This is a genomic window from Gallaecimonas pentaromativorans, from assembly GCF_003751625.1.
GTDB lineage: Bacteria > Pseudomonadota > Gammaproteobacteria > Enterobacterales > Gallaecimonadaceae > Gallaecimonas > Gallaecimonas pentaromativorans.
In genome coordinates this window covers 106710-119091 of record NZ_RJUL01000001.1, presented here as the reverse complement: position 1 = coordinate 119091, position 12382 = coordinate 106710, and the positions used below count along the sequence as shown (strand labels likewise).

The 12382-nt window shown below is 59.8% G+C and carries 11 protein-coding genes and 1 pseudogene; 6 read left to right on the top strand and 6 right to left on the bottom strand.

Features of this window, described 5'->3' with window-relative positions:
• Positions 1–5: 5 nt before the first annotated feature.
• On the bottom strand, positions 6–734 hold the full coding sequence (gene arcA, locus EDC28_RS00585) for a two-component system response regulator ArcA (protein WP_123420318.1): 729 nt from the start codon (positions 732–734) through the stop codon (positions 6–8).
• A 320-nt stretch (positions 735–1054) separates the two neighbouring features.
• Between arcA and EDC28_RS00580 the strand changes: the two genes are divergently transcribed.
• The 5 genes and pseudogenes from EDC28_RS00580 to EDC28_RS00565 all read left to right on the top strand — a co-directional run bounded on the left by EDC28_RS00580 (position 1055) and on the right by EDC28_RS00565 (position 6832).
• The gene (locus EDC28_RS00580; RefSeq protein WP_050657718.1) at positions 1055–1459 is read left to right on the top strand and encodes a DUF3293 domain-containing protein; all 405 of its coding nucleotides are present in this window, start codon (positions 1055–1057) and stop codon (positions 1457–1459) included.
• Positions 1460–1526: 67 nt separating this feature from the next.
• On the top strand, positions 1527–2963 hold the full coding sequence (locus EDC28_RS00575; protein WP_123420317.1) for a coniferyl aldehyde dehydrogenase: 1437 nt from the start codon (positions 1527–1529) through the stop codon (positions 2961–2963).
• 113 nt (positions 2964–3076) lie between these two features.
• Positions 3077–4228, top strand: a complete 1152-nt coding sequence (locus EDC28_RS00570) for an HD-GYP domain-containing protein (RefSeq protein ID WP_123420316.1) — start codon at positions 3077–3079, stop codon at positions 4226–4228.
• 78 nt (positions 4229–4306) lie between these two features.
• Positions 4307–4846, top strand: a pseudogene (locus EDC28_RS20475) (CBS domain-containing protein); the annotation flags it as partial.
• A 45-nt stretch (positions 4847–4891) separates the two neighbouring features.
• Positions 4892–6832 carry a putative bifunctional diguanylate cyclase/phosphodiesterase gene (locus tag EDC28_RS00565; protein ID WP_419179022.1) on the top strand — a complete coding sequence of 647 codons (1941 nt, stop codon included), beginning with the start codon at positions 4892–4894 and terminating at the stop codon, positions 6830–6832.
• Between the two features lie 38 nt (positions 6833–6870).
• On the opposite strand, the gene EDC28_RS00560 is transcribed toward EDC28_RS00565, so the two are convergent.
• A complete protein-coding gene (locus tag EDC28_RS00560; RefSeq protein ID WP_123420314.1) occupies positions 6871–8052 on the bottom strand; it encodes an acetyl-CoA C-acetyltransferase in 1182 nt (393 codons plus the stop codon).
• A gap of 141 nt (positions 8053–8193) precedes the next feature.
• On the opposite strand from EDC28_RS00560, the gene tcdA reads away from it, so the two are divergent.
• A complete protein-coding gene (gene tcdA, locus EDC28_RS00555; protein ID WP_050657713.1) occupies positions 8194–8967 on the top strand; it encodes a tRNA cyclic N6-threonylcarbamoyladenosine(37) synthase TcdA in 774 nt (257 codons plus the stop codon).
• On the opposite strand, the gene EDC28_RS00550 is transcribed toward tcdA, so the two are convergent.
• From EDC28_RS00550 to EDC28_RS00535, 4 genes are all read right to left on the bottom strand, one after another.
• Positions 8957–9904: a DMT family transporter gene (locus EDC28_RS00550; protein ID WP_123420313.1), complete on the bottom strand. Its 948-nt coding sequence runs from the start codon at positions 9902–9904 to the stop codon at positions 8957–8959. The two genes, tcdA and EDC28_RS00550, sit on opposite strands and share 11 nt — an antisense overlap.
• A gap of 111 nt (positions 9905–10015) precedes the next feature.
• A complete protein-coding gene (locus tag EDC28_RS00545; RefSeq protein WP_050657711.1) occupies positions 10016–10393 on the bottom strand; it encodes a SufE family protein in 378 nt (125 codons plus the stop codon).
• Positions 10390–11583 carry an aminotransferase class V-fold PLP-dependent enzyme gene (locus EDC28_RS00540; RefSeq protein WP_123420312.1) on the bottom strand — a complete coding sequence of 398 codons (1194 nt, stop codon included), beginning with the start codon at positions 11581–11583 and terminating at the stop codon, positions 10390–10392. Before EDC28_RS00540 ends, EDC28_RS00545 begins: the two co-directional genes overlap by 4 nt.
• A gap of 74 nt (positions 11584–11657) precedes the next feature.
• Positions 11658–12353: a glutathione binding-like protein gene (locus tag EDC28_RS00535; protein ID WP_123420311.1), complete on the bottom strand. Its 696-nt coding sequence runs from the start codon at positions 12351–12353 to the stop codon at positions 11658–11660.
• Positions 12354–12382: the final 29 nt, after the last annotated feature.

Genomic DNA, 12382 nt, shown 5'->3' with positions numbered 1-12382 from the left:
CAGTCTCAGATAGCGGTCTCAGTGGCTTCGATTTCGCCACAGAAACGGTAGCCTTCACCGTGGATGGTGGCGATGATCTCCGGGGTTTCCGGCACGGATTCAAAGTGCTTACGGATACGGCGGATGGTCACGTCTACGGTACGGTCATGAGGCTTGAGCTCGCGGCCGGTCATTTGCTTTAAAAGCTCGGCGCGGGTCAGAATTTTACCGGGGTTTTCGATAAAGAACTGCAGGGCGCGGAACTCGCTGCGAGGCAGCTTGAAGCTCTCGCCTTTGGGGCTGACCAGAGAGCGGCTGTTCACTTCCAAAGACCAGTTGTTGAATTTGTAACGCTCGATTTCCGAGTGTTCTTCCGGCTTACCGCTGGCCAGGGTACGGCCCAGCAGGTTGCGGGCACGGATGGTCAGCTCACGGGGGTTGAAGGGCTTGGTGATGTAATCATCGGCACCAATTTCCAGGCCCAGGATCTTGTCGACTTCATTGTCGCGACCGGTCAGAAAAATCAGACCCATATCTTTTTTCTCGCGAATTTCGCGAGCCAGCAACAGGCCGTTTTTACCCGGCAGGTTGATGTCCATGATCACCAGATCGATAGGATGGTTGGCCAATACATCATGCATCTCGGCGCCGTCACTGGCTTCCACCACCGCGTAACCTTCTGCTTCGAACAGGCTTTTAAGGGTGGTGCGAGTTACCGTTTCGTCTTCAACAATGAGAATATGAGGGGTTTGCATGGGCTTACCTAATTTTAGGACTCAAAATTTTGCATCAACAATGGGCAAGGACTAACTAATGTACGTTCTGAGATTTTAGCAACGAAGCGCTGACAATCCCTTAAATCCACACCGACAACTGCTAACTTGGGTTCTACCTATTCAATAAAGTTCAGCCGGCACTGCCGAACTCCAGTAAAACCCCTTCGATGCTCAATTTTTGTCCTTGCTGTGGGGCGAGCAGTATAAGCGATGTAACAGCGGCCTAACAAGCTGACGCACTAGGCTAAAGACTGTTACAAAGCCTAAAATAATCATAAAGTTCTTTGCTGGAAAGCACGATGGATCAATGGCTGTTGTATCAAAACACAGTGTTTCTGATGCCAAAGCCCCTATCGAAGCGTTTGGACTTTGCCATCGTCACTGCTCACAACCCCAGGGGAAAGCTGCTCAGCGAGCAGGCCAATCACCATCGGGACCTGCAATTGGCCGCTGAACTCACCGCCGCCGGCGTCAAGGCGCAAAGCCTTTGGGGCTGCTCGCCAGACCTTAAACATCGCGAGAAATCCTGGGCGCTGGTGATGGCGAAAACCCCGGCCCTGGCTCTTGGCCAGAAGCTGGAGCAGAACGCCATCTTCTGGGTGCAAAACGACGAGTTATACCTGCTGCCTTGCCTGCTTGAACAGCCGCCTTGCTTCCTGGGGCTCTTTTCCGAGCGTATTGTGGAATGCCCCACGCAGGGCTGAGGCTTTTTTTACGCCGGGCTTTGGCGTAGCGTGAACAAAAACGCCAGAAAGGCGGTAAGAGGAAATCATGTCAGGAAAAGTGGCCACCTTCCCCCGCGTGCAAAGCATGCCAAGCAGTCTGTCCAATTTGCTGGACCAGGCCAGGGGTGCTTTTGAAAGCGAGCCATTCCCGACAATTAAAACCCGGCGCCAATGGCTCGAGACCCTGCGCCTGTTGCTGGTAGAGAACCAGCAGCAGTTAAGAGAAGCCATCGACAGCGATTTTGGTGGCCGAAGCCCCATGGAGACCAGCCTTGGCGAGCTATTGCCCGCTATCGAAGGCATCGACCATCACCTCAAATACCTGCGTTTTTGGCTGCAACGAGACAACCGCAGCCCCGGCTTTAGCCTGTGGCCCTCCAAAGCCTGGGTGGAGTATCACCCGCTGGGGGTGGTGGGGGTGATGGTGCCCTGGAACTACCCCTTGTATCTCGCCATAGGCCCGCTGACGGCGGCGTTGGCTGCCGGTAACAGGGTGCTGGTGAAAATGTCCGAGCACACCCCGGTTACCTCGGCGCTCTTTGCCCGGCTGATTGGCCAGTATTTTTCACCGGCGGTGGTGCAGGTGGTTCAGGGGGATGCCAAAGTGGCGGCGGCGTTTTCGCGGTTGCCCTTTGATCACCTGGTGTTCACTGGCTCAACCGCGGTGGGCCGCATGGTGATGCATGCCGCTTCCGAGAACCTCACGCCGGTGACCTTGGAGCTGGGTGGCAAGTCGCCGGCCCTGATTCATGATGATGTGCCTTTGGCGCTGGCGGCCGAGCGGCTGTTATTCGGTAAATGCTTCAACGCCGGCCAAACCTGCGTAGCCCCCGATTACGTGTTGGTGCCCAAAGGCAAGGGTCAAGCTCTGGCCGAGGCCATGCTGGCGGGCTTTAACCGCCGCTACCCGGACTGGCAGGATAACAGCGATTACTCGTCAGTCATCAACGGCGCCCAATACCAGCGGCTCTGTGGCTACCTGGATGAGGCCAGAGGCGCCGGGTGCCAGATGCTGCACAGCGGACCCGATAGAATCGACAGCCGCCGGCGCCTGGGGCTGCACCTTATTATCAACCCGCCTCTTGGGTTGGCGGTGATGCAAGAAGAGATCTTCGGGCCGATTTTGCCCATTATCGAGTACGACAACCTGGCCCAGGCCGTGGCTTTTATCCGAGCGCGCCCCAAACCACTGGCTTTTTATCCTTTTTCATTTAAAAAGAAAGTGCAGCGGCGCCTCTTGGATGAGATACATGCCGGTGGGGTTTGTATCAACGACACCCTGTTGCAGGTGGCGGCACCGGACCTGCCCTTTGGCGGCATAGGGCCGTCTGGCATGGGCCACTACCATGGCAAGGAAGGGGTGCTTAGCCTGTCCAAGGCCAAACCGGTGCTCAAGCGCGGGCGCTGGACCCTGAATGCAATGATTTACCCGCCCTACACCAAGGGCGCCCTGAAAGCCTTTTTAACATGGATGCTGAGGTAGGCTGCGGCTTACCCGGCGGTGAAATCGTGTTGTATCGTTACCTGCAGATGGGCAAAACCGACAAGGTGCATGGCTGGCACCTTTGGCTTATCGGCAGGCAGTGAGGGGGAAAGATGCCTGAGATTTGCGTCTCCATAGAAGCGTTAAAAGTGGGTGACTTGGTCATCCGAATAGAAGAAAGCACAGGCTATCGACTGAAAAAATCCGGCCGTATCCAATCACCCCAGGACATCCTGGCGCTGCGTAGCGCCGGGGTCAGCAGTGTCTGGATAGAGCCGCGCACCGAGCAAAAAGAAGAAGCACCTGCCCCTGATACATCTGCTGCCAGTGAAGAGGCGCCGGCGGTGTCTGGCAGCGTGGCCAAAAGCCGCACCTTTTACGCCAAGGCCCGCGACCAGATGGCCGACTTCTACTCTCTGGTGTCGGATGGCGGCATCCCGGATGTGGAAGTGGCCCAGCAATACGCCTCCACCTTTGTTGACGGCGCCCTCAAGCACCCCACGACTTTGTCCTGTTTGACCCGCATCCGCGAAAAAGACGCCTACCTGATGGAGCATTCTTTGAATGTGTGCATCCTGATGGCGATTTTTGCCAACCACCTGGGTATTGCCCGGGAGACTATCGACAAGTTGGCCCTCGGCGCCTTGCTGCATGACCTTGGCAAGGTGATGGTGCCGGAAACCATCTTGATGAAACCCGGCAAACTCACCGACGCCGAATTCGAGGTGATGAAAAGCCATGTGGTGCACTCGGCCGCTATCCTCGCCGAAGAAAAAGATCTGCCGCCGGAGGTGATGGACGTGGTGGCCAACCACCATGAGCGCATCGACGGTAACGGTTACCCCAAAGGCAAGTCGGGTAAAGAGGTGTCCATGTATGCGCGGATGGTGAGCATTGTCGATGTCTACGACGCCCTTACCGCCGAGCGCTGCTACAAGGAAGCCATGGCCCCGACCAAAGCCATGCGGCTGCTGATGGAGCTGGCCGGCAGCCATTTTGACGACAACCTGGTGCGCCAGTTTGTGCGCTGCATGGGGGTGTACCCGGTGGGCAGCCTGGTTAGGCTTAAATCTGGCCGCCTGGCGGTGGTGGTGGAGCTTAACCCCGAGTCGGCGCTTAGGCCCAAGCTCAAGGTGGTGTATTCCATTGCCAGCCATTCCCACCTGCCGGTACAGAATCTCAACCTGCTGTTTTCCAGCGATTCCATCGAAAAGGCCGAAGACCCCAGCGAATGGAGCATCGACGTGGCCCGTTATCTGCTCTGAGCCGATAGGGAACTTGATCCAGCGTAATATCTCGCCCTTGCTTTCTGATTAGGCTTTCCATGCGAATTTCTGCATGGAATGCCTATGTCTGCCGTTGCTCCTTTTTCGTTAAGCGCTGAACCCACTGTTGGCAGCATCATCAGTGGCGGCTTGCTAAGCTGCCCGCCCGCCACCACGGTGCGCGACGCCTGCCGCCTGATGCAACAGGCCAGGGTCAGCTGCATCTTGGTACAACAAGGCGATAAGGTGCTGGGCATTTGGACCGAAGGCGACGTGCGCCGCCTGGATTTAGCCTCCCCTGCCAGCCTTACCGCGCCCATCTCCACCTTGATGCACGCCCCGGTAAAAAGCGTGCCGGCCGCGCTGCCTTTGGGGCAGGCCGCCAACCTGCTCAAGCGCCATCAGGTGCGGCGGCTGTTGGTACTGAACGAGGCCGAGCAACCGGTGGGCATGTTGACCCAATCTGACATCATCCGTTTTCAAGGCGTTGAGCATTACCTGTTGATGCGCGACTTGGCCAGCACCCTGCGCCGCCCGGCGGTCAAGGTGCCGGCAGGGGAGAGCGTTGCTACCGCCCAGGCCTTGATGGCCGAAAAGTGCGTCGATGCGCTGGTGGTGGAGCGCTCCGATGGCGCCCAAGGCATTGTCACCGAGCGCGACTTGGTGGCCTGGGTGGCCGAGCCGTCCGGCCATTGCCTGGATGACATTGCCACCTATCCGCTTTTTTCCATGCCAAGCGGCGCCAGCCTGATGCTGGCGGTGCAAACCCTTCAGCAGCAGCACTACCGGCACTTAGGGGTGCTGGACACCAGCGGCGACCTTTTAGGGCTGCTGTCCTACAGCGACGTGCTGGCCAATATCGAGTACGAATATGTCAACCAGCTGCGCCGCTTGCTGGACGAGCGAGACACCGCTCTTCGGCTCTCGGTAGAGCACCTGCGCCTGGCCACCCAGGTGATCAATGCCTCATTGGACGGCATCATGATCACCGCCCCCGACGGCACCATAGAGTCGGTTAACCCCAGTTTTTCAGAGATGACCGGCTACCAGCAGGATGAAGTGGTGGGTAAGACCCCGGCGCTGCTGAGCTCGGGCCGCCACGGCGACGATTTTTACCAACTGATGTGGCGCCAGCTCCAAGAGCAGGGCTTTTGGCAAGGGGAGATCTGGAACAAGCGCAAAAATGGCGAGGTCTATCCCGAGTGGCTGACCATCACCGCCATTCATGACGACAGCGGCGCCATCTGCAAATACGCCGGCATCTTTACCGACATTACCGACCGCAAGCAAAAAGAGGCCCGCATCCAGTCTCTGGCTTATTTTGATGAGCTGACCGGGCTCCCCAACCGGCGCCTTTTTACCGACCGGCTGCGCCTGGCCATTGCCAACGCCCGCCGCCATCGCCATCAGGTGGCATTGCTGTTTGTGGATTTGGACCTGTTCAAACGCATCAACGATTCCCTCGGCCACCTGGCCGGCGACCGGGTGCTTATCGAGGTGGCCCGTCGCCTTGAGAAAACCGTGCGTGAAGGAGATTCGGTGGCGCGGCTGGGGGGCGATGAGTTCACGGTGCTGGTGCCGGAAATCGATAGCCTGGGCGGCCTGGAATGCCTGGCCCAGCGCCTGATTGACGCCATCTACGAGCCGATGCACATCAATGGCCGGGCACTTTTTGTGTCAGCCAGTATCGGCATCAGCCTTTTTCCCGGTGACGGCAGCAATGAAGAACAGCTGCTGCGCTTTGCCGATACCGCCATGTACCGCTCCAAGGAGCTGGGGCGTAACAAGTTTCGCTTTTATAACAGCGAGATGAGCGAGCGTACCCGCCAGGAAATGCGCCTGGAAGAACGGCTGCACCATGCCCTTGCCAAAGGGGCGCTCAACCTTCATTACCAGCCGAAAATCAACCTGGCCAGCGGCTGCCTTGAAGGGCTGGAGGCCCTGCTGCGCTGGCATGACGACGAGCTGGGCCAAGTGTCACCGGCTGAGGTTATTCCCCTGGCCGAGCGGCTGGGGCTGATTGAAACCTTGGGCACCCAGGTGCTGGAGATGGTGTGCGCGCAGCTTCAAAAGTGGCAGCACCTGGCCCGGGTGCCGGTGGCGGTAAACCTCTCGGTGCTGCAATTGCAGTCTGAGCACTTCCTGCGGGTATTGGACCACTGCCTGAGCCGCTATCAGATAGCCCCGGAGCTGATTGAGCTGGAGATCACCGAGAGCTTTTTTATTCCCGAACGGGCCGAGGCGATGCTGGCCATGCTCGAGGCCATTCGCAGCCGTGGTATTCGCCTTTCCATCGACGATTTCGGCACCGGTTATTCGTCCCTGGCGTACCTTCGCAAACTGCCCATCAATGCCTTGAAACTGGACCGCAGCTTTGTACAGAACCTGCCGGGCAGCCAAGGGGAGGTGGAGATAAGCCTGGCGGTGCTGGGGATGGCCAGAGGCCTTGGGCTGGAGGTGATAGCCGAAGGGGTGGAAACGGCGGCCCAGGCTGAGTTTTTAGCCAAACATCACTGCCAGCAGGCCCAGGGCTTTTATTTTTCAAGGCCGCTGCCGGCCGATGCGGTGCCGCGCTGGCTTGAAATCAATGCACCCAACCAATAAAAAAGGAGCCAACCGGCCCCTTTTTTAAAACGCGGTTATCAGTCCCGCTCGATGGCCAGGGCAACCCCCTGGCCGCCGCCGATGCACAGGGTCGCCAGGCCTTTTTTGGCGTCCCGCTTGAGCATCTCGTGCACCAAGGTGACCAGCACCCGGCAGCCGGAGGCGCCGATGGGGTGGCCAATGGCAATGGCGCCGCCGTTGACGTTGACCTTACTGGTGTCCCAGCCCAGCTCTTTACCCACCGCCAGGGATTGAGCGGCAAAGGCTTCGTTGGCCTCAATCAGGTCCAAGTCTTCTACCTTCCAGCCGGCGCGAGCCAGGCAGCGCTGGGTAGCGGGGACAGGGCCAATGCCCATGATGGACGGGTCCACCCCGGCGTTGGCGTAGGCTTTGACATGGGCCAGCACTTCCAGACCCAGCTGCTGGGCCTTTTCGCGGCTCATCATCACCACGATGGCGGCACCGTCGTTGATGCTCGACGCGTTACCGGCGGTCACGGTGCCGTCCTTTTTAAAGGCCGGGCGCAATTTGGCCAGGCTCTCGGCAGTGGTGCCGGCGCGGGGGCCTTCGTCGGTATCAAAGACAAGGGGGTCGCCCTTGCGCTGAGGCACCTTGATGGGGGTGATTTCATCTTTAAAGCGGCCAGCTTCGATGGCGGCCGCGGCCTTTTGCTGAGACTGAGCGGCAAAGGCGTCCTGCTGCTCACGGCTGATGTCGTATTTCTCGGCCAGGTTCTCGGCGGTGATGCCCATGTGGTAATCGTTGAACGCGTCCCACAGGCCGTCGTTGACCATGGTGTCCACCACTTGGGCGTTACCCATACGAAGGCCGGTACGGGCGCCAGGCATGATGTAGGGAGACAGGCTCATGTTTTCCATGCCGCCGGCAATCACCACATCGGCATCGCCGCAGCGAATGGCCTGGGTGGCCAGGTGCAGGGCTTTGAGGCCACTGCCGCACACCTTGTTGATGGTCATGGCCGGCACCATGTTGGGCAGGCCGGCGTGAATGGCTGCCTGGCGGGCCGGGTTTTGGCCACAACCGGCGGTCAGTACCTGGCCGAGCAGCACTTCGTCGACTTGGCTGCCGTCGAGGCCTAGCTTGGCCAGGGTATCCTGGATAAGGGTGGCGGCCAGTTGGTGGGCCGGGATCTGGCTGAGGCTTCCTTGGAAACCGCCAACGGCGGTACGGGTTGCTGCGACTATTACTACGTCCTGCATGCTATCTCCTTAACGGGCGACATGCGCCAACAGGTTGGGGGAGTTGAGCCATGATGCCGTCTCTTTGTGTCAATTTGGAATAGTCCATTAGTTACAAGCCCGGCCCATGCTAGAATGCGCGCCCGGGTTTGGGGGTAACTGATGAGCGATTACGACACCAGATTTGGCGGCATTATCCGGCTCTATGGCCAAAGTGCGGCCAATGTACTGAAACATAGTCATATTTTCGTGGCTGGGATCGGCGGCGTCGGCACTTGGGTAGCCGAGGCGCTGGCCCGCAGCGGTGTGGGTGCCATCACTCTGGTGGACATGGACGATGTCTGTACCACCAACACCAACCGTCAAATCCATGCCCTGACCACCACAGTGGGTCTTCCTAAGACCGAGGTCATGGCCGAACGTATCCGCCTTATCAATCCCGATTGCCAGGTGACGGCCATCGATGATTTTGTCACCCCGGAAAATGTAGCTGAACTTTTGGCTGCTGGCTTTGACTATGTGATTGATGCAACTGATTCTTTGGGCGCGAAGGCGGCCATGATCGCCCATTGCAAGCGCAACAAGATACGCATCATCACCATGGGCGGCGCCGGTGGCCAGGTTGACCCTACCCAGGTGCAGGTGGCGGATCTTACCAAAACCATCCAAGACCCCCTGGCCCGTAAGTTAAAAGAGCGCTTGCGCCGCAACTACCACTTCTCCAAGACCCGCAAGTTCGGGGTGGACTGTGTGTTTTCCTCGGAAGCCCTCAAATACCCTAAGCCCGACGGTACCGTGTGCGCCACCAAGCAAGCCGACGGCTCCATGCGCATGGACTGTGCCTCGGGATTTGGCGCTTCCATGGTGGTCACTGCCACCTTTGGCCTGGTGGCGGTGGCGAAGGTCATCGAAAAACTGACCGGCGTTAAGCCCTAGCGCTTCGGTGTTTGGCGGCCACCGTCAGCACCACGGCCAGCACCATGCAAAGCACACCGGCCAAGGTAGCGCCGTCAGGCCATTGGCCGCGAAGGGCGTAGCTGTAGCCAAGGCCGGTGAGGATCTCAAAGGCCGCCATCGGCCCCATCAGCACGGTCGGCAGGCGCTGGCTGGCGGCATTCCAGCACAAGGTACCCAACCAGGAACAGAGCACCGCAATGGCCAGCATCAGCGCCACAAAGATGCCGGGGCGTGGCCCCAGCGGCAACGGAAACTGCGGCTGCTCAAGGTGCAGGTAGAGGCTTGCCAGGGCAAAACCCAGCACTGATAACGGCAAGGTGGCCAGACCCTGCGCCGTGGCCCAGGCCGCCGGCGAGCGCCTTGGGTTGGTGCGCAGCCAGCGGGCATTTTTAAGGGCGTACCAGCTCCAGCAGGCCACCGCAAAAAACGCCAGCAACAAGCCTTCCAGATAGTGCCCGCCGCCAAGGTGGGCCGCGCCGCTTTTGAGTTCACTGATATTGACCAGCCCCAACCCGGCCAGCATCAGCGCCACTGCCGCGCTCATTACCGGCCAACGCAACTGCCCTTCTTGGTCGCGGTATAAAAAGTTGGCGGCCAAGGCAATCACCACCGGCAAGGTGCCCACCACCATGGTGGCGATGGGTGCGCCCACCCGCAGCACGGCACCGGCTACCCCGCAGTAATACAAAAGGTTGCCGATAAGGGCCAGCAGCAACGCCAGTTGCCAGTCGCGCCGGCTGAGGGTAGCCAGCGCCCGGCGCTGCTGCCAGGCAAGGGGCAGCGCCACCAATCCAAGGGCGAGATAGCGGCCGGTTGATTGCAAGGCGGCCGGGTAATCGGGCACCAGCAGCGGGCCGATAAAGATAAGGCCCCACAATAGGCCTGCGGCGATGGCGTACAGCAATCCTGCCAGCATGAGCTTCCCTGTTAATGAATCGAACTGGCGTTGGTGGCGGCAACCGCTATCCATGCTTGGCGATGGGTGCGCTCAAGTTGGCTGGCAAAGTGCGCTGGCACTTCGTCCATATCAAGCAAGGCCCTGTTCGATGCGCTCCAACATGGCGTAAAGGCCGTTGCTGCGGCTAGGGCTTAAAAAGCGGGCAAGGCCTGCCTGCTCGAAGGCTTGGCGGGCGTTAATGGCCTTGGCGTCTTTGACAGGCAGGCCTTCAAACAGGCTGAACAGCAGCGCCATCAACCCTTTGACAATGCGCGCTTCGCTGTCGCCGCGCAGGTTGACCCGGCCCGTGCTGGTGTCAAGATGCAGCCAGGTTTTGGCCTCGCAGCCGCTCACTTCATCACTGGCGGATTTGCTGTCCAGCAGCGGCAAGGTGCGGGCCAGGCTCAGCAAAAAACGGGTGCGACCTTCGAAGTGCTTCTCGGCGGCAAAGTCGTCAAACAGGCTCATGCCATCTCCTGAAATAGTGCTATCGCCTCGGCCAGGGCGGCCAGGCAATGTTGCAGCTCCTGCTTTGTATTGTAGGGCGCAACTGCCAGGCGCAGCGAGCCCGGCAAGCCCAACAGCTGATGCAGTGGCTGGGTGCAGTGGTGGCCGGCCCGCACCGCAATGCCCTTGCCGGCAAGGTAATGGGCCAGATCGCTATGGTGCACCCCGTCGACGCTGATGGATACCAGACTCACCCTTGGCCCCTGGCCCAGCACCTTGACCGGCAGCGCCGCAAGGCCGTCCAGCAACAAGGCGGTGAGCTCGGCTTCGTAGGCTGATGCGTCCAAGGATTGCAGCATGTTTGCCGCCGCCCCCAGGCCGATTATCTCGCTGATGGGGCCGGTGCCCGCTTCCAGGCGGTGGGGCAGGGCGTTGAAGGTGACGCCCTCAAAGCTCACCTTGTCGATCATCTCGCCGCCCCCCATAAAGGGCAGCAACTCCCCCAGGCTCTCAAGGCGCCCGGCCAACACTCCCACCCCGGTAGGGCCAAACATCTTATGGCCGGAGAAGGCGTAAAAATCGCAGCCGATAGCCTGAATATCCACCTTGAGGTGGGCGATGGCCTGGGCGCCGTCGATAAGGGTCAGGGCCCCGGCCTGGCGGGCCTTGGCGCAGATGGCCTCCACCGGGTTTATCAGCCCCAGGGTGTTGGACACATGGCAGCAGGCCACCAGCTTGGGTTTGTTGGCCAGCAGCGCCTCATAGGCGGCCATGTCCAGGCTGGCATCGTCCTTTAGGGGGATAACCTCGATAACGGCGCCGGTGCGCCTGGCCAGCAGCTGCCAGGGCACCAGGTTGGCGTGGTGCTCCATGGCGCTGACCAAGATCCGGTCACCGGGCTGGAAGTAATCAATCAGCCCCCAGGCCACGAGATTGATGGCGGCGGTGGTGCCGCTGGTAAAAACCACGGCCCGGCGGTCGGCGGCATTGATAAGGCTCTGAATGCTGTCCCTGGCTGCTTCCACGGCGCTGGTGGCGCGCTCAGCCCAACTGTGGCTGCCGCGATGCACATTGGCCCGGTATTCGCGGTAGTAGCTGTCCATGGCGTTAAGAACCGCCGCAGCGGTTTGGGTGCTGGCGCCGTTGTCGAGGTAGATCTCGGGCTGGCAGAGGCTGGGAAATTGGGCGCGAAAGGCGATGGGGTCGAACATAACAAGGGCCGGGCCTGGGCACAAAAGTGCATTGTCGGCAAAGCGATGGGCGGGCGCAAGTGCGCCCGCTGCGGTCAGGTGCGGGCCTTTTGGCCAAACAGCACTTGTTTGCCCTGCTCGGTAACGGTGGCGCGGTTGTTGCTCACCGCTTCGCCTTTGGCGTAGGCCCTGAGGGTGGCCGGGCGCTTGGCGATGGCCTCGAACCAGCGTTTGAGGTGGGGGAACTGGTTGAGATCCTGCTGCTGGCGTTCATGGGGCACTATCCAGGGGTAGCAGGCCATGTCGGCAATGGAGTAGTCGCTGCCGGCAATAAAATCGCGGCCTTCAAGGCGCTTGTTGAGCACCCCGTACAGACGGTTGGTTTCGTTGACGTAGCGGTTGATGGCGTAGTCGATTTTCTCCGGCGCATAAACACCAAAATGGTGGTTTTGCCCGGCCATGGGCCCAAGGCCGCCCACCTGCCAGAACAGCCATTCGTTAACGGTGTTGTGCGCCCGCACATCTTTGGGCCAGAACTGGCGGGTTTTGTCCGCTAAGTATTGCAAGATGGCGCCGGACTCGAACACCGTGATGGCCTGGCCGCCATCGGCCGGGGCATGGTCGATGATGGCCGGCATGCGGTTATTGGGGGAGAAGGCCAGAAACTCGGGTTTGAACTGGTCACCGGCGCTGATATCCACCGGCACGATGCGGTACTCAAGGCCGGCTTCTTCAAGGAAAAGGGTGATTTTGTGGCCGTTGGGGGTGGGCCAGTAGTAGAGGTCTATCATCTGCGGCTCCTGTGGCGTTAACGCCTGTA

What these genes read in the sequence shown, in the direction of transcription:
- EDC28_RS00550 (WP_123420313.1), bottom strand. Translation starts at nt 9,904, where the DNA reads ATGCTGGCAGGATTGCTGTACGCCATCGCCGCAGGCCTATTGTGGGGC.
- arcA (WP_123420318.1), bottom strand. Translation starts at nt 734, where the DNA reads ATGCAAACCCCTCATATTCTCATTGTTGAAGACGAAACGGTAACTCGC.
- EDC28_RS00535 (WP_123420311.1), bottom strand. Translation starts at nt 12,353, where the DNA reads ATGATAGACCTCTACTACTGGCCCACCCCCAACGGCCACAAAATCACC.
- tcdA (WP_050657713.1), top strand. Translation starts at nt 8,194, where the DNA reads ATGAGCGATTACGACACCAGATTTGGCGGCATTATCCGGCTCTATGGC.
- EDC28_RS00575 (WP_123420317.1), top strand. Translation starts at nt 1,527, where the DNA reads ATGTCAGGAAAAGTGGCCACCTTCCCCCGCGTGCAAAGCATGCCAAGC.
- EDC28_RS00545 (WP_050657711.1), bottom strand. Translation starts at nt 10,393, where the DNA reads ATGAGCCTGTTTGACGACTTTGCCGCCGAGAAGCACTTCGAAGGTCGC.
- EDC28_RS00560 (WP_123420314.1), bottom strand. Translation starts at nt 8,052, where the DNA reads ATGCAGGACGTAGTAATAGTCGCAGCAACCCGTACCGCCGTTGGCGGT.
- EDC28_RS00580 (WP_050657718.1), top strand. Translation starts at nt 1,055, where the DNA reads ATGGATCAATGGCTGTTGTATCAAAACACAGTGTTTCTGATGCCAAAG.
- EDC28_RS00540 (WP_123420312.1), bottom strand. Translation starts at nt 11,583, where the DNA reads ATGTTCGACCCCATCGCCTTTCGCGCCCAATTTCCCAGCCTCTGCCAG.
- EDC28_RS00570 (WP_123420316.1), top strand. Translation starts at nt 3,077, where the DNA reads ATGCCTGAGATTTGCGTCTCCATAGAAGCGTTAAAAGTGGGTGACTTG.